General features: G+C 63.9%; 13 protein-coding genes and 1 pseudogene. 5 read left to right on the top strand and 9 right to left on the bottom strand.

Annotated features, from left to right (window positions below; all coding sequences use genetic code 11):
• Positions 1–54: 54 nt before the first annotated feature.
• Positions 55–1,017, bottom strand: a complete 963-nt coding sequence (gene gspK / locus ACNFHO_RS18865; RefSeq protein ID WP_416767067.1) for a type II secretion system minor pseudopilin GspK — start codon at positions 1,015–1,017, stop codon at positions 55–57.
• Positions 1,018–1,164: 147 nt separating this feature from the next.
• Between gspK and tatA the strand changes: the two genes are divergently transcribed.
• The 4 genes from tatA to ACNFHO_RS18845 all read left to right on the top strand — a co-directional run bounded on the left by tatA (position 1,165) and on the right by ACNFHO_RS18845 (position 4,478).
• The gene (gene tatA, locus ACNFHO_RS18860) at positions 1,165–1,368 is read left to right on the top strand and encodes a twin-arginine translocase TatA/TatE family subunit (RefSeq protein WP_054894695.1); all 204 of its coding nucleotides are present in this window, start codon (positions 1,165–1,167) and stop codon (positions 1,366–1,368) included.
• Positions 1,368–1,631, top strand: a complete 264-nt coding sequence (gene tatB, locus ACNFHO_RS18855) for a Sec-independent protein translocase protein TatB (RefSeq protein ID WP_054894696.1) — start codon at positions 1,368–1,370, stop codon at positions 1,629–1,631. The genes tatA and tatB overlap by 1 nt, the downstream gene beginning before the upstream one ends.
• Positions 1,628–2,371 (top strand): twin-arginine translocase subunit TatC, encoded by a 744-nt coding sequence (gene tatC, locus ACNFHO_RS18850; RefSeq protein ID WP_063543264.1) that lies wholly within the window; start codon positions 1,628–1,630, stop codon positions 2,369–2,371. Before tatB ends, tatC begins: the two co-directional genes overlap by 4 nt.
• An 85-nt stretch (positions 2,372–2,456) precedes the next feature.
• A complete protein-coding gene (locus ACNFHO_RS18845) occupies positions 2,457–4,478 on the top strand; it encodes an HET-C-related protein (RefSeq protein ID WP_416767066.1) in 2,022 nt (673 codons plus the stop codon).
• Between the two features lie 75 nt (positions 4,479–4,553).
• Here the strand turns inward: ACNFHO_RS18845 and ACNFHO_RS18840 are convergent, their stop codons facing one another.
• Both ACNFHO_RS18840 and purL read right to left on the bottom strand, forming a co-directional pair.
• Positions 4,554–4,865, bottom strand: a complete 312-nt coding sequence (locus ACNFHO_RS18840; protein ID WP_151925310.1) for an NGG1p interacting factor NIF3 — start codon at positions 4,863–4,865, stop codon at positions 4,554–4,556.
• A 3-nt stretch (positions 4,866–4,868) separates the two neighbouring features.
• A complete protein-coding gene (gene purL / locus ACNFHO_RS18835; protein WP_416767065.1) occupies positions 4,869–8,768 on the bottom strand; it encodes a phosphoribosylformylglycinamidine synthase in 3,900 nt (1,299 codons plus the stop codon).
• Between the two features lie 258 nt (positions 8,769–9,026).
• Here purL and mltF point away from each other — a divergent pair, with 258 nt between their 5' ends.
• A complete protein-coding gene (gene mltF, locus ACNFHO_RS18830) occupies positions 9,027–10,484 on the top strand; it encodes a membrane-bound lytic murein transglycosylase MltF (RefSeq protein ID WP_063543260.1) in 1,458 nt (485 codons plus the stop codon).
• Positions 10,485–10,661: 177 nt separating this feature from the next.
• Here the strand turns inward: mltF and tadA are convergent, their stop codons facing one another.
• From tadA to ACNFHO_RS18800, 6 genes and pseudogenes are all read right to left on the bottom strand, one after another.
• Complete coding sequence (gene tadA, locus ACNFHO_RS18825; RefSeq protein ID WP_065863196.1) at positions 10,662–11,141, bottom strand: tRNA adenosine(34) deaminase TadA; 480 nt, start codon at positions 11,139–11,141, stop codon at positions 10,662–10,664.
• Entirely contained in the window at positions 11,141–12,523 is a 1,383-nt protein-coding gene (locus ACNFHO_RS18820) for a multicopper oxidase family protein (RefSeq protein ID WP_063543256.1), read from the bottom strand. The genes tadA and ACNFHO_RS18820 overlap by 1 nt, the downstream gene beginning before the upstream one ends.
• A gap of 138 nt (positions 12,524–12,661) precedes the next feature.
• The gene (locus ACNFHO_RS18815) at positions 12,662–14,074 is read right to left on the bottom strand and encodes a heavy metal sensor histidine kinase (protein WP_063543254.1); all 1,413 of its coding nucleotides are present in this window, start codon (positions 14,072–14,074) and stop codon (positions 12,662–12,664) included.
• Positions 14,071–14,745, bottom strand: a complete 675-nt coding sequence (locus tag ACNFHO_RS18810; RefSeq protein WP_416767064.1) for a heavy metal response regulator transcription factor — start codon at positions 14,743–14,745, stop codon at positions 14,071–14,073. The genes ACNFHO_RS18815 and ACNFHO_RS18810 overlap by 4 nt, the downstream gene beginning before the upstream one ends.
• A 66-nt stretch (positions 14,746–14,811) precedes the next feature.
• Positions 14,812–15,495, bottom strand: coding sequence for an alpha/beta fold hydrolase (locus ACNFHO_RS18805; RefSeq protein ID WP_231100320.1), 684 nt, complete (start codon positions 15,493–15,495; stop codon positions 14,812–14,814).
• Positions 15,496–15,843: 348 nt separating this feature from the next.
• Positions 15,844–16,029: pseudogene (locus ACNFHO_RS18800) on the bottom strand (PTS glucose transporter subunit IIB); the annotation flags it as partial.
• Between the last annotated feature and the right edge of the window lie 55 nt (positions 16,030–16,084).

Raw genomic sequence — 16,084 nt, 5'->3', positions numbered from 1 at the left:
GCTCACCCTCGCCGGGGCCGCCTTGCGGCCCCATCTGGCTTCGGCGCTTGAACGCTAGAACACTGGCTCGCGCCCGCGAATCCGAACCTGTTGCGCCGGCACCCGCGCATGCCACTGCACCACCCCCAACGCCTCGACCTGAAACTGGCTGCGCACCACTCGCCCGTCTTCCTCGAACGAAAGCTGCAACAGGAAGAACCCGCTGTTGAGCAACAATCCCTCGCTCAACCGAGCAAAGCTCTCGTCATCCAAAGCGCCCAGTGCCTGGCGTAACCCTCCCGCATCGACATAACCCGACGCCGGCCGATTGGTGATGATCCGGCTAAGCAGCGAGCGGGAAAAATGCCCCTCGTAGAGCGCCTCCAGCAACGGCAGGTGCTCAAGGTTCAAGGCATTGGCATTGAGCCGCCAACCGCTGGTCTGCGGCAATGCGCACAGCATCGGATAGCGCCCCTGGCGCCCGGCATCGGGCTCCAGCAGCAGGTTCAACTCGCTCGGGTCGAGCATCGCCTGGTTGGCCGCCAGACGTGGTGGCTGCTGGCGCAGGTACTGGCCGCTCTCGGCACCTTGCAGGCGGGTGTCGCTGTCAACGTCCAGCCAATCGGCCAGGGCGTCGACCAATCGCTCGGCAGCCATGTCGTCGCCGAGCAATCGACGCAACTGGCGCTCGGCACGCTCGGCGTCTTCCCCCAGCAAGGCATTGACGTTGAAGCAGGTGTGCTGGTCGCGCACCTGCAGGCGCGCCTTGCCTGCACCAAAGTCATACTCCAGCGCCTGGCCGCGCAGGGCCTGCCAGAACAGGGGGCTGGCGCGCCAGGTCGGATCGCGCAGGGCCTGGCTGGCATAGGCAAGGCCAGCCTGCTCCATCGCCCGCACCTGCACGCGCTGGCGCAGCAAGCGCGTCTCATCGACCTGCCGACGCCCCTCCTCAACCAGCCAGGCCAGGCCCGCTGCAAGCATCGCCAGCGCCACCATCACCATCAGCAACGCTGCACCCTGTTGTCGCCCACCACCCATTGCACCGCGCCTCGTCATCCGTGGAGGCGCCAGTCAACACGGTGCGTGTTGCAAGCACATGGCAACGTTTCCCGACAGTCACGTTGGCGTCATCTGAAGCAGGCAGGATTGGCCTTCCTTTTCATGACCTTACAGGAGTTCTCGCACATGGGCGGTATAGGCATCTGGCAACTGGTGATCGTGCTGCTGATCGTTTTCCTGCTGTTCGGCACCAAGCGCCTCAAAGGCCTGGGCAGCGATGTCGGCGAAGCGATCCAGGGTTTTCGCAAGTCGATGGGCGGTGACGACAACAGCAGCGCATCACCCAACGCACAGGTTCAACAGCAGCAGCCAACGGATCGCCAAGGCTGATGTTCGAGATCGGTTTCAGCGAACTGCTACTGGTTGGCGTCGTCGCTCTGCTGGTCCTGGGGCCCGAACGCCTGCCGGTGGCGATGCGCACCGTCGGGCGCGGTCTTGGGCAGGCGCGGCAGGCAATGAATATGCTGCGCGCCCAGGTCGAGCGGGAAATCGACATGCCAGCCCTGGACGATGCGGCGCTGCGCAAACTGGAGCAGGACATCCGCCAGGGTGTCAGCCTCGATGAAGCACCCGCCAGGGAACGTACATCATGAGCTTCGCTGTCCACGGAAGGTCGGCAGTGCCGCTGACCGAACACCTGCGAGACGTGCGCAAGCGCCTGGTGCGTTGCCTGCTGGCCATCGCCCTGGCGTTCGCTGTGTTGTTCCCCTTCGCCCAGACCCTCTACACCCTGGTCTCCGAGCCGCTGCGCCGCTTCCTGCCCGAGGGCGCGAGCATGATCGCAACCAGCGTCACCTCGCCGTTTCTCACGCCCTTCAAGCTGACGGCCATGTGCGCGCTGTTCATCAGCATGCCAGTGCTGCTGCATCAGGCTTGGGGCTTCATCGCGCCGGGGCTGTATCGGCGAGAGAAACGCATAGCCCTGCCGCTGCTGGTGTCGAGCATCCTGCTGTTCTACGGCGGCATGGCGTTCGCGTTCTTCCTGGTGTTTCCGATGATGTTCGGCTTCTTCGCCAGCGTGACCCCCGAAGGCGTGGCAATGATGACCGACATCAGCCAGTACCTGGACTTCATTCTCGCCCTGTTCCTGGCATTCGGCCTGGCATTCGAAATTCCGGTGGCAACCTTCATCGTGGTCTGGGCAGGCCTGACCGATGTTGCCAGCTTGCGCCGTAGCCGGCCCTACGTGATCGTCGGCTGTTTCGTGGCCGGTATGATCCTCACGCCTCCTGACGTGTTTTCCCAGACCATGCTCGCCATCCCGATGTGGTTGCTGTTCGAGATCGGCCTGCTGGCCTGCGGGTCCCTTCAAAACCGCACCCGCCTTTCGTAGCGCCTACAGCGGGAGGCGTTGCCTGCTCCCTCTTGCACCACGCGGCTCACATGCTGGGGACTCCGTCAATTGATGAGTCCCCAGCATGATCCCACTACGCCTGCACACCCGCTTCGCTCTTGATCGACTCACCGAAATCAGCCGGCCACTCTCAGCACAGGCCTTCCGCGAAATGCTCATCCCTGTGTTCGGTGACGACCTGCCAGACAGTTGCTACCAGCAGTTGCAGGACGCACTGCGCGACGGCACGCTGAGCAACCCTGTACACCAGGTGAACCCACAGGTGGCAGGCAAAGCCTGCTACGACAATGCCACGCGTATCATCCACCTGCACCCCGAGGTGATCGCTACCGCGCTGCTGCAGCCACAGGCGGCCTGTGAACTGGCGACCATCCTGCTGCACGAGTTCGGTCATCACCTGGACAACCTTCTGCGCCAAGACTTCGCGAAAGGCCTGGACGATGGCTTTGCCTCGATCGCCGAGGATGCAGAACTTGAGGAAGGTGCGCGCTTCGCCTACCTGATCGGTTGCATGAAGTCACGCCCAAGCGGTGAGCTGCAGATTGCCCAACTGACCGAAGCAGGCCGAACCATCACCCTGCGAGCCGATGACCAGGCCATGCGCCTGTTCATCCGCCAGAGCCAGGATGAACATGCGCAACGCGCCAACACCCATGAAGGCAGCACCGAGGGCTTTTCTGCGGGCAAGGGCGACAAGAAAAACCCTGAAATGTCCTGGGGGCATGAGTCGATCGAGGACGACCTCAAGTACGCCGGGTTCAATGAGCAACAACGCAAGGCGATCTATTTCGGCAACTGGTTGCGCGACTACTCGCAGTTGCTCGATCCCAAGCTGGTCCGCGCCGAGGACGCGCCCAAAGAGTTCCCGCGCAAGCTCTCCCGGAAAGTCCTGACCCAACTCGTAGACCTGCTGGCGCTCAAGGCATTTCCCAGCCTGCAATCCACGCCGCAAGAGCGCGCGCACTACGTGGTCACACCGCAGATGCTCGGGGTGTATCGTCCTACCGAGCACATCGACAATCCCTATAACCCCAACCCGTCAGCGACTGATCCAAGCACCATCGATGCAGACTTCGAGCCGCCTGTCGCACAGGACGATCCGCGGTTGCAGGTCGATCCGGATACGTCCATGAAGCGCCACATCTTCAGTTCGGTCGATTACATGTGCGAACGACTACGCGAGGCAATGGCGGCGGGCCCGACCCCTGAGGGCATGCGCGAATTCGGTGCAGCACTGCACGTGCTGGAAGATTACTTCGCCCACTCCAACTACGCCGAATTGAGCCTGCACAAGCAGGGTCACGACACGGTACTGACCTGGACCGCACAAGCCGACTGCAAGCACGGCTGGCCCATCGTCACCGGCATGTTCGCCGGCAGCGATGTGATAGCCAGCCTGGCCGAGCCGATGGCCAATGCACTCTTCGCCCCCTCCGGCGACTTCGAGAACATCACGCCAGGGCAGCGCTCGGACACTGAACTGGCGCTGCTGATCCTGCTTCAGGACCACCCCGATCCGCAGTGGCAGGAATACCTGAACACCGCACTGGAAGTTCGCGACACGTTGGCGGACCTGCCAGGGTTCAATGTGGCGAGGCGCATTTCCTGGATCACGGGCTCACCGCTGCGCCTTGCGGCCGACCTGCCCAAGGTTGGCTACCGGGCCATCCTCAACCTGATCGGCAACTCGGTCGACGATATCCAGACGTACAGAATGGGCAATCCCATGCTCACCGGCTCGACCAATCCGACCCACTCCCAGCTTGCCAAGGACCATGACGTGCATCCGCTGCATACCCTGGCCACCCTGATGGCCCGGGTTGCAGTGCGCGATGTCGGTTTCGCCATGTTCAAATACTGGGAGGGGGGGCGGTTGCGCGATCCGGTCAAGATAGCGCGCAGCTACTTTACCCACCCCAATGACAGCGAATGGCAGGACGAACTGGTCAGCAAATGGGCAAGCGAGCATCCCAAGGAAATCCAGAAATCCAGCGACCCTGCTGTCTTCGAAGCGCTCAACCACGATCATGAGGCGCCAGCGGTGGATGAAAGCGCCTGGGAACGTCTGAAAGGGCTGTTCAGTTAAAACCTGTAGAAACGACAAGCCCCGGCAGAAGACTGCCGGGGCTTGTCGATGTGCAGCAGCAAAATTTCAGCGCACTCAGATGTCCAGCAAAGGCCAGACCTCATACGCCGGCGTTTCATAAGGGTGGCTCTGTTTCAATGCGGCGACCACCTGGCGAACCCGCTCATCGGCCACCACCAGCTCCACCTTCCACTCCTCCACCACCTCGACCTGGCCCACCTGCCCGAGGAATGGCTGGCTGCCATCCAACGGGCGGAACTGACCCTGGCCAAGTGTCTGCCAGGCACAGTGGTCGTAGTCACCGATACGTCCGCCTCCAGCGGCGAACACGGCGGCCTTGACCACCTCGACATGGCTGGCGGGGACGAAGAAGGCGAGCTTGTGCACCGCTTAGTTCACCCACACCCGCGCGTTGCGGAACATGCGCATCAGCGCAGCGTCTTCCCGCCACTCATCCGGACGCCAGGAGTTCTGCACGGCACGGAACACACGCTCAGGGTGCGGCATCATGATGGTGACGCGACCGTCGCGGCTGGTGAGACCGGTGATGCCCCGTGGCGAACCGTTCGGGTTGGCCGGATACTGCTCGGTGACCTTGCCGTGGTTGTCGACGAAACGCAGGGCCACGCAACCGGAAAGGTCGGCTTCCAGCAGTGCCTCTTCGCTGGCGAACTCGGCATGGCCTTCGCCGTGGGCGATGGCGATCGGCATGCGCGAACCGGCCATGCCCTGCAGGAAGATCGAGTTGGACTTCTGCACCTCGACCATGGCTACACGCGCTTCGAACTGCTCCGAGCGGTTGCGCACGAAGTGCGGCCAGTACTCGGTGCCCGGGATCAGCTCGTGCAGGTTGGACATCATCTGGCAACCGTTGCACACGCCCAGGGCGAAGCTGTCGGTACGCTCGAAGAAGGCCTGGAAGGCGTCGCGGGCACGGCTGTTGAACAGCGCCGACTTGGCCCAGCCCTCACCGGCGCCCAGTACGTCGCCGTAGGAGAAGCCACCGCAGGCGACCAGCCCCTTGAAGGCTTCGAAGTCGACGCGACCGGCGAGGATGTCGCTCATGTGCACGTCGATCGCGGCAAAGCCTGCACGGTCGAAGGCTGCAGCCATCTCGAGCTGGCCGTTGACGCCCTGCTCACGCAGGATCGCCACTTGCGGACGCACACCCTTCTTGATGTAGGGCGCGGCGACGTCTTCGTTGACGTCGTAGCCGAGCTTGACCGACAGGCCTGGATTGTCCTCTTCGAGCAGGACATCGAACTCCTGGTCGGCGCAGTCGGCGTTGTCGCGCAGGCGCTGGATCTGATAGCTGGTCTCGGCCCACTGGCGCTGCAGCATGCGGCGGTCATCGTCGAACAGCACTTCGCCGTTCAGGCTGATGGACACCTCACCGTTGTTGACCGGCTTGCCGATTACCGCGACGCACTCCTCGCCCAGGCCGGCGGCGCTGAACTGGGCCAGTACGTCCGGCGTGGCGTCCTGGCGAACCTGGATGACCGCACCCAGCTCTTCGTTGAAGAGGATGGCCGGCACGTCGCCCTTGCTGTCGGTCAGCGGATCGAGTTGCAGGTCGAGGCCGCAATGGCCGGCGAAGGCCATTTCCAGCACGGTGGTGACCAGGCCGCCGTCGGAACGGTCGTGGTAGGCCAGCAGGTGACCGTCGGCGTTCAGACCCTGGATCACGGCGAAGAACGCCTTGAGGTCTTCGGCGTCGTCGACGTCCGGCGCCTGGGCTGCGATCTTGCCGTAGGTCTGGGCCAGGATCGAGGCGCCCATACGGTTCTTGCCGCGGCCCAGGTCGATCAGGATGAGGTCGGTCTCGCCCTTGTCCATGCGCAGTTGCGGGGTCAGGGTCTTGCGGATGTCAGTGACCGGGGCGAAGCCTGTGATGATCAGCGACATCGGCGAGGTAACGCTCTTCTCGACGCCCTCTTCGCTCCACTTGGTCTTCATCGACATCGAGTCTTTGCCGACCGGGATGGTGATGCCCAGCTCGGGGCACAGCTCCATGCCGACAGCCTTGACGGTGTCGTACAGGCGCGCGTCTTCGCCTGGGTGGCCGGCAGCGGACATCCAGTTGGCCGACAGCTTGATGTCGGACAGCTTGTCGATGCGCGAGGCGGCCAGGTTGGTGATGGTTTCGCCGATGGCCATGCGCCCGGATGCCGGGGCATCCAGCAGTGCCAGCGGAGTCCGCTCGCCCATGGCCATGGCTTCGCCGGTGTAGACATCGAAGCTGGTGGCGGTGACGGCGCAGTCGGCCACCGGTACCTGCCACGGGCCGACCATCTGGTCGCGGGCGACCAGGCCGGTGATGGTGCGGTCGCCGATGGTGATCAGGAAGCTCTTGCTGGCCACGGCCGGGTGGCTCAGCACGCGCTGTACGGCGGTGTCCAGGTCCAGCTCGCTCGGGTCGAAATCATCGCCCAGCTCGGCTTCGCGGGTGACCGAGCGGTGCATGCGTGGCGGTTTGCCCAGCAGCACGTCGAGCGGCATGTCGACCGGGGTGTTGTCGAAGTGGCTGTCGGTGACGGTCAGGTGCTGTTCTTCGGTGGCTTCGCCGACCACGGCGAACGGGCAGCGCTCACGCTCGCAGATGGCCTTGAAGCGCTCGAAGTCGACAGCGCTGACGGCCAGCACGTAGCGCTCCTGCGATTCGTTGCTCCAGATTTCGTGCGGGGCCATGCCTGGCTCGTCGTTGGGCACGTTGCGCAGTTCGAAGCGACCACCGCGGCCACCGTCGTTGACCAGTTCCGGGAAGGCGTTGGAGATGCCGCCGGCGCCGACGTCGTGGATGAAGGCGATCGGGTTGTCGTCGCCCAGCTGCCAGCAGCGGTCGATGACTTCCTGGCAACGGCGCTCCATTTCCGGGTTTTCACGCTGGACCGAGGCGAAGTCCAGGTCAGCCGAGCTGGCACCGGTGGCCACCGACGAAGCAGCGCCGCCGCCCAGGCCGATCAGCATGGCCGGGCCGCCGAGCACGATCAGCTTGGCGCCGACGGTGATCTCGCCCTTCTGCACGTGGTCTTCACGGATGTTGCCCATGCCGCCGGCGAGCATGATCGGCTTGTGGTAGCCGCGTACTTCTTCACCGTGCGGGGTGTTGATGCTCTGCTCGAAGGTACGGAAGTAGCCGGTCAGGGCCGGACGACCGAATTCGTTGTTGAACGCGGCGCCGCCCAGCGGGCCTTCGATCATGATGTCGAGGGCGTCGACGATGCGCTCAGGCTTGCCGTAGGCCTGCTCCCATGGCTGTTCGAAGCCCGGGATGCGCAGGTTGGACACGGTGAAGCCGGTCAGGCCGGCCTTGGGCTTGGCGCCACGGCCGGTGGCGCCTTCGTCGCGGATTTCGCCGCCGGAGCCGGTGGAGGCGCCGGAGAACGGGGCGATGGCGGTCGGGTGGTTGTGCGTCTCGACCTTCATCAGGATGTGCACCGGCTCCTGCACCGCACCGTACTGGCGGGTTTCAGGATTCGGGAAGAAGCGGCCGGCGACGTTGCCGACGATCACCGAGGCGTTGTCCTTGTAGGCCGACAGCACGCCTTCGTTGTGCATCTGGTAGGTGTTCTTGATCATGCCGAACAGGCTCTTTTCCTGAGCCTGGCCGTCGATGTCCCAACTGGCGTTGAAGATCTTGTGGCGGCAGTGCTCGGAGTTGGCCTGGGCGAACATCATCAGCTCGATGTCGTTCGGGTTGCGCTTGAGCCCCTGGAAAGCGTTGACCAGGTAGTCGATCTCGTCTTCGGCCAGGGCCAGGCCCAGGTCGACGTTGGCCTGGGCCAGGGCGGCGCGGCCACCTGCGAGAATGTCGACCGAGGTCATCGGCTTGGGCTGGGCGTGGCTGAACAGGTCTGCCGCCTGCTCCAGCTGAGTCAGCACGCGCTGGGTCATGCGATCGTGCAGTTCGGCGGACACCTGCGCGGCGTCGGCGTCGCTGAGCGAGCCGGCCACGTAGTAGGCGATGCCGCGCTCCAGGCGCTGGATCGACTGCAGGCCGCAGTTATGGGCGATGTCGCTGGCCTTGGAGGCCCAGGGCGAAATGGTGCCCAGGCGCGGCACGACCAGGAACAGGCGGCCGCTCGGCTCCTGTACCGGCACGCTCGGGCCGTACTTGAGCAGACGGCCCAGCACCTGCTGCTGGTCGGCGGTCAGCTCGCCGTCGACGTCGGCGAAGTGGGCGAATTCGGCATACAAACCAGTAACAGCGGGGACTTTCTGGCTCAGTTGCTCGAGTAATTTACCGTGGCGAAAGGCAGAAAGGGCAGGAGCGCCGCGCAGGATCAACATCGTCGGGACAGCCTCAGGAAGGGGTGTGCTTAGAGGCCGTGCATTCTAGCCTAATTCGACGGCTTTCGGCACCCGCCAGAGGGCAATGCTGCCGGGCGGTGGAACCGGACCTGGGGGTCAGAATTCTGCAGGCTGGCCGGAGGGGTTTCACTGGGCGATCCTCCGAAGGCAAGCCCCCGCAAACACACAACCCGCTACCAGACAAGCTAACGGTTGTCGAGATATGGCGCGGGCGGTCCTTTGCGTATACTGCAACCTATGTTCGCCCACACTGCTTTGCGCCAGCGCTGCGCCAGATGGCTCTTCGCAACCGGACTCTTGCTGATGCTCGGTGCCTGTGTTGAAAAACCCAGCACCCTCGAGCGCGTGAAGGAGGACGGCGTGCTGCGCGTCATAACCCGCAACAGCCCGGCCACCTACTTCCAGGACCGCAACGGCGAAACCGGCTTCGAATACGAGCTGGTCAAACGTTTCGCCGACGATCTGGGCGTCAAGCTGGAGATCGAGACCGCCGACAACCTCGACGACCTGTTCGACCAGTTGGGCAAGCCAACCGGCCCGGTGCTGGCCGCCGCTGGCCTGGTCAGCAGCGAGCAACGCACCACCCAGGCGAAGTTCTCCCACCCGTATCTCGAAGTCACCCCCCAGGTCATCTACCGCAATGGCCGTTCCCGCCCCACCGAACCCAAGGACTTGATCGGCAAGAAGATCATGGTGCTCAAGGGCAGCAGCCATGCCGAACAGCTGGCTGAACTGAAAAAACAGTATCCGACGCTTGAATACGAAGAGTCCGACGCTGTGGAGGTGGTCGACCTATTGCGCATGGTTGACGAAGGCCAGATCGACCTGACCCTGGTCGACTCCAACGAACTGGCGATGAACCAGGTGTACTTCTCCAACGTGCGCGTGGCCTTCGACCTGGGCGATGCCCGCGACCAGCGCTGGGCCGTGGCGGCCGGCGAAGACAACAGCCTGCTCAACGAGATCAACGAGTTTCTCGACAAGGCGCAGAAGAACGGCACGCTTCAGCGCCTGAAAGACCGTTATTACGGCCATGTCGACGTGCTTGGCTACGTCGGTGCCTACACCTTCGCCCAGCACCTGCAGCAGCGCCTGCCCAAGTATGAAAAGCACTTCAAGAGCTACGCCAAGGTCGAGCAGGTCGACTGGCGGCTGCTGGCGGCGATCGGTTACCAGGAATCGATGTGGCAGCCCGAGGTGACATCGAAGACCGGCGTACGCGGCCTGATGATGCTGACCCAGCGCACCGCCCAGGCCATGGGCGTGTCCAACCGGCTGGACCCCAGGCAAAGCATCATGGGTGGGGCGAAATACTTCATGCTCATCAAGGAGCAGCTCGACGACAGCATCCAGGAGCCGGACCGCACCTGGTTCGCCCTGGCCGCCTACAACGTCGGCAGCGGCCATCTGGAAGACGCCCGTACCCTCGCCAAGCGCGAAGGCCTGAACCCGAACAAGTGGCTGGACGTGAAGAAGATGCTGCCACGCCTGTCGCAGAAGCAGTGGTACAGCAAGACCAAGTACGGCTACGCCCGCGGCGGCGAGCCTGTGCACTTCGTGGCCAACATCCGCCGCTACTACGACATCCTCACCTGGGTGACCCAGCCGCAGCTCGAGGGACAGGTGGCCGAGGGCAACCTGCATGTGCCTGCGGTCAACAAGGACAAGCCGGCGGAACAGTCACCGCCGATGTGACATCCCAGCTCCTTTTGCAGGAGCGCAGGTCCCTGTGGGAGCGGGCTTGCCCGCGAAAGGAACACCGCGATGCATGGCACCGGCTACGCCGGTGATCGCGGGACAAGCCCGCTCCCACAGGGTGGGCTGGCCTTTAGATTTTGAACAAGACAGTTGCTCCTACAGGGATCGCGTCAGCTAGGCTTTCGCCCGGCGCGCCTTGAAGAAATCGCTGAGAATCTGCCCGCACTCCTGCGCCAGCACGCCCCCCTCTACCAACACCCGATGATTCAAAAAGCCCTGGGTGAAGAACTGTCCCTGGCTCTGCACCACCCCCGCCTTGGGCTCCAGCGCCCCATACACCACCCGCTCTATCCGCGAATGGACGATCAGGCCCGCACACATGCTGCAGGGCTCGAGGGTCACATACAGGGTGCTGCCCGGCAGCCGATAGTTGCTGACAGCCTTGGCTGCATCGCGAATGGCGACCATTTCGGCGTGGGCGCTGGGGTCATTGTCGGTGATCGGTCGGTTGAAACCTCGGCCGATCACCTGCCCCTGCTGCACCAGCACCGCACCTACCGGCACCTCCCCCAGCAAAGCGCCTTCAGCCGCCAGTTCCAGCGCCAACTGCATGAATGCCTGATCGCCGCTGCGATCGATGATCCGCGGACGCATCAGACCACCGCGATCGCGGCCATCAGGCCGGTTTCCATGTGGTCGATCACATGGCAGTGGAACATCCAGGTGCCTGGGTTATCCGCTACCAGCGCCACCTGGGCACGCTCGTTCCTACCCAACAGGTAGGTGTCGGTGAACCAGGGCTCGGTGATCTTGCGGCGATTGGAGGCGATCACCTTGAAACTCATGCCATGCAGGTGGATAGGGTGCTGGTACTGGGTCATGTTCTTCAGCTCGAAGATATAGCTGTTGCCCTTTTTCAGCGTGGCGATCGGCCGATCGGCGCAGGTCTTGTCGGTGATGTCCCAGGCCTGACCGTTGATCTGCCACAGACTCGGTGGCTTGCCGTTGTCGGTGTTCACCGAAACCTGGCCCGCCCATTCGAAATTGAAGTTCAGCTTCTCGGCCTTCTCCAGGTCCGGCTCGGCGATCGGGTTCGGCGGCAGCGCCTTGGGCCAGTCGCTCGGTGCCTCGCTGCTGGCGACCGAACGCAGGGTGCCCAGGCGCACGAAGCCGTCGCGCAGGGAAATCTCCTCGCCGGCCTCGGGAATTCGGATGGCCAGGCAGATGCGCATGCCGGGGCCAAGCCAGTAGTCGTCCTCGAGCGGCCTCGGGGTCACCGGGTTGCCATCGAGCGCATAGATCATCGCCTCGTAGTTGCCCTTGAGGTTGATGCGGTAGGTCCAGGTGTTGTCCAGGTTGAGCAGCCGCACACGCACCACTTGGCCGGCGGGCAACTCGGTGACCGCCTCGGCCTGGCCATTGATGGTGATCAAGCGCCCAGCGGTGCCATTGCGCGCGGCCTCGCGAGGCACGCTGAACGGCATGAACTCGCCCTGCTCGTCCACGTGCCAGGTCTTCAGGCTCAGGGTGCGTTCATGCAGGAAGCCGGTCGGCTCGCGCTCCTCGACGATCAGCGGCCCGACCAGCCCGCGCCCCAGCTCCTCGGAACTGCTGACATGCGGGTGGTACCAGTAACTGCCGGCATCGGGCACGCGGAACTTGTAGTCGAAGAACTCACCCGGCTTGACCGGCAATTGCGACACGTAGGGTACACCGTCCATTTCCAGCGGCAGGCGGATGCCATGCCAATGGATGGTGGTTTCAACCGGCAGGTGATTGATGAAGCGTACCCGCAACCAGGTGCCCTGGCGCACCCGCAACTCGGTGCCGGGTGCCGAGGGCCCGAAAGCCCAGGCTTCGGTCTTGAAACCGGGAACCAGCTCGACATCCAGAGGCGCCGCGATCAGCTCGTAGTCGTGCCCGGCATTGTCGTCCTCGACCTTGCCCAGCCAGTAGCGAGCCGCGCCTCCGGCGCCCAGGCCAACCACGACGAGGCCGGTCAGGCCCTTGAGCATTTGTCGACGGGTAAAGGACATACGTGCAGGTACCTCGTTTTGCGCAATCAAGCTGCCAGCACCGCTGGCAATGAAGGGCGAATACGATACACCTGCAATTGAGAAAGATTAAGTGAACTGTTGTCGCGCTGCTGAACTAGGCCGACTTCAGCGGGACCTTCAAGGGCTGGGTGGCCTATCGTGGCTGACGCGCGGGAACGCGAGGGTGAAACAAGTCGCCCCCTCGCTGCTTTCGGCCCAGCAGCGTCCCTGGTGCAATTGCATGATCGATCGCACGATCGACAGGCCCAGCCCGCTGGACTGTGACGAATGCTGGCGCGAGGCATCGACCCTGTAGAAACGTTCGAACACGCTTTCCAGGTGCTCAGGGGCGATTGCCTGCCCACGGTTGCGCACCCGGATCAACACCTCATCGCCCTGCTCACCGGCGGTCACTTCGATGACACTGCCAGGCTCGGCAAAGCGCACCGCATTGGCCAACAGGTTGGCCAGCGCCCGGCGCAGCAGCGCGGCGTCGGCCCACACCGAGCCTTCGCCATGCCACGCCAGCCGTACGTCGCGCTCGCAGGCCAGGTCTTCGAAGTAATCGCACAGACGCCCCAACTCCTGGGCCAACTCCAGGCCGGTGCGATCGATAGGGTGATCGGCATGCTCGGCGCGGGCCAGGAACAGCATGTTGTCGATCATCCGCGACAGCCGTTGCAACTCCTCGAAGTGCGAGCCCAGCAGGCGCTGGTAGTAATGCGGCTCACGCACCTGACCGAGGCCGACCTCAGTCTGGCCAAGCAGATTGTTGATGGGTGTGCGCAAGTCATGGGCCATGTCGGCACTGACCTGCTTGAGTTGTTCGAAACCGCGTTCGAGCCGCGCCAGCATGGCATTGAACTGCTCGATCAGGGCATCCAGCTCGGCGGGTGCATCGTCGCGCTGCAGCCGCTGCGACAAGGTGCCGACGCCAATGGTTGCCGTCTGACGCGCCAACCGGCGCAGTGGCGACATGCCGCGGCGGGCAAGCAGATAGGCCAGGGCTGCGGCCAGCACGGCCATCACCGACGAGAACAGGATGATGTTGTCGCGGTACTCGCGCAGGATGCGGGTGCGCTCGGTCAGCAAGCGCCCCGACAGAATTTCCAGCGCTGCACCGCCACCCGGTGGCTCGCTGAGTACTGCGGTATAGATGAAGGGCGTGCCATCGGCGGTGGTGCTGCGCTGCACCGCATCCAGCCCCAGTGCGTCCCCGGCGGGCAGAGGCGTGACCTGCGGCACCTCGCGGCGCCCTGGGTTGACCTCCAGCAGCGGCGCCCCGGCGACCGGCCGGATGACCAGCAAGGATTCGGTATTGCCCAGCATGTTGGCGAACAGCTGCGGCTTGTCACGCACCAACGCGCGGGCGTCCATGTCACGCAGCAGGGTACGGATCTGCTCGACGCGGGTCAGCAGCGCGCCGTCGTCACGCAGCGCCAGTTGTTGCCCGAGTGCGACATACAGCGCGCCGCCCAGCAGAGCCAGGGCGACGAACGAAAAGGTTGCCAGCAACACCGCCAGGCGCACGGTCAGCGACAGGCGCCTCATGCCTCGAGCTCGCAGCGATAGCCGACGCCGTGCACGGTATGGATCAGGCGCACCGCGAAGGGTTCGTCGACTTTCTGCCGCAGGCGCCGCACCGCGACATCCACCACGTTGGTGTCGCTGTCGAAATTCATGTCCCACACTCGTGAGGCGAGGAAGGTACGCGACAGCACCTGCTCGGGATGCTGGAGAAAACACGCCAGCAACTTGAACTCCTTGCTGGTCAGGTCGATGCGCATACCTGCGCGTTCGCAGCGGTGCTTGCCCAGGTCCAGGCGCAGATCACCCAGGCTGAGGATATCTTCATCCGGCTGCGCATGGCCGCGGCGCAGGATGATGCGGATGCGCGCCAGCAGTTCGGCGAAGGAGAATGGCTTGACCAGGTATTCGTCGGCGCCCAGCTCAAGGCCACGCAGCCGATCTTCGAGGGTGCCACGGGCGCTGAGGAACAACACGGGGGTACGGGTCTGTGCGCGCAGTTTCTGCATCACGGCCCAGCCATCGAGCCCAGGCAGCATCACGTCGAGCAGGATCAGGTCGTAGGGTGTCTCGCGGGCCATGTGCAGGCCGTCGATACCATTGTCGGCATGATCGACACTGTAGCCGGCCTCGCCCAGGCCACCGGCCAGGTAGTCGGCGGTCTTGGCTTCGTCTTCGATGATGAGGATTTTCACTGACGCGCGTCTCCAACCCGCCTGCCGGCACCGACGCAGTATAGCGTGGTGCCAGGCCGGGCTGGCTCAGTTGCCTGGAACATGCGCGGCTTGCAGGATCAGCTTGGCCACCGCTTGCGGCTGGGAAATCAGCGAGACGTGGCTGGCATCGAGCTCGACGGTGTGGGCGTTCATGCGCTTGGCCATGAAACGCTGCTGCTCGGTGTTGATGGTACGGTCCTGGGTCGAGACCGCGTACCAGGTGGGCTTGTCTTTCCATGCCGCGACGGTGGTCTTGGCGGTCTTGATGCCAACACCGATGGGCTGCTGGACGGCGTAGTAGGTTTCCGCCTCGGCCTTGGGCAGGTCGCCGGCGAAATCGTTGACGAAGGCATTTTCGCTGAGCATGCCGTAACCGTCGGCCGACCACTGCAGGCCTGCCCCCGCCGGTGCTGCCGGGAAGCGCTTGGTCAGCGCCGGGTAGTCTTCGCCCGCTTCCGGAGCACGGGCGGCGATGTAGACCAGACCTTTAACCTTATCCGAATCACCGGCCTGGCTGATGACCATGCCGCCGTAGGAGTGACCGACCAGGATCACCGGGCCGTCCTGCTGGGCCAGCGCCCGGTTGACAGCCGCGACGTCGTCGTCGAGCGAGGTGGTCGGGTTCTGGACTGCCGTCACGTGCAGGCCTTTGGCTTGCAGCAACGGAATCACCTTGGCCCAGCTGGACGCATCGGCGAACAGGCCATGAACCAGCACGATGTTCTTCACTTCCTGCGGCGCGGTATCGGCGGCCCAGGTGGAGGTGGCGGCGAAGGCCGCGCCGGTGAGTGACAGGGCAAGGACGAGCGAGCGGAGTTTCATTGGCGTTCCTCTGGATGCGTACGGGAGTGAGCTCACTGTACGAAGCCAGGGGAAACCGGGGCATGACCCGTTCATTACAAAAGAATGACGGAGCTGGGCATGCCTGTTCGGGCCTCATCGCGGGACCAGCCCGCTCCCACAGAATGGACTGCCCCCAAGAAGTTGGACACCAATCCAACCTTTGGGGGCAGTTCAGAGGCACCATGATCTTGCGCCTGTGGGAGCGGGCTGGTCCCGCGATAGGGCCGGAACAGGCTAAACAACTCCCACCAGCAGGTGCACGACCCCACCCACCAGCACCATGACCCCGGGGACCCCGGCCGCCTTCAGCGCGCCCTCGTCCAGCCGCGCCGGGTCCAACAACTGCACGCGCACGCGGGTCAATGCGACGCACTGCTGCGACTGGAGATTTCCTGCCCCACCCAATGCCGCCAACACCTCTTCAAGTTCTACTTTTCGGATATAGCGCGGCGGTAGGCCTTGGCCTCCTGTGGCC

Origin of the sequence: Pseudomonas sp. NY15374, assembly GCF_048068255.1 — a bacterium.
Taxonomy (GTDB): domain Bacteria; phylum Pseudomonadota; class Gammaproteobacteria; order Pseudomonadales; family Pseudomonadaceae; genus Aquipseudomonas; species Aquipseudomonas machongensis.
This window is presented reverse-complemented; position numbering and strand designations above follow the sequence as displayed.

Excerpts from the sequence above, each read along its gene's own strand:
- gspK (WP_416767067.1), bottom strand. The coding sequence starts at position 1,017 with ATGGGTGGTGGGCGACAACAGGGTGCAGCGTTGCTGATGGTGATGGTG.
- tatA (WP_054894695.1), top strand. The coding sequence starts at position 1,165 with ATGGGCGGTATAGGCATCTGGCAACTGGTGATCGTGCTGCTGATCGTT.
- tatB (WP_054894696.1), top strand. The coding sequence starts at position 1,368 with ATGTTCGAGATCGGTTTCAGCGAACTGCTACTGGTTGGCGTCGTCGCT.
- tatC (WP_063543264.1), top strand. The coding sequence starts at position 1,628 with ATGAGCTTCGCTGTCCACGGAAGGTCGGCAGTGCCGCTGACCGAACAC.
- ACNFHO_RS18845 (WP_416767066.1), top strand. The coding sequence starts at position 2,457 with ATGATCCCACTACGCCTGCACACCCGCTTCGCTCTTGATCGACTCACC.
- purL (WP_416767065.1), bottom strand. The coding sequence starts at position 8,768 with ATGTTGATCCTGCGCGGCGCTCCTGCCCTTTCTGCCTTTCGCCACGGT.
- mltF (WP_063543260.1), top strand. The coding sequence starts at position 9,027 with ATGTTCGCCCACACTGCTTTGCGCCAGCGCTGCGCCAGATGGCTCTTC.
- tadA (WP_065863196.1), bottom strand. The coding sequence starts at position 11,141 with ATGCGTCCGCGGATCATCGATCGCAGCGGCGATCAGGCATTCATGCAG.
- ACNFHO_RS18820 (WP_063543256.1), bottom strand. The coding sequence starts at position 12,523 with ATGTCCTTTACCCGTCGACAAATGCTCAAGGGCCTGACCGGCCTCGTC.
- ACNFHO_RS18815 (WP_063543254.1), bottom strand. The coding sequence starts at position 14,074 with ATGAGGCGCCTGTCGCTGACCGTGCGCCTGGCGGTGTTGCTGGCAACC.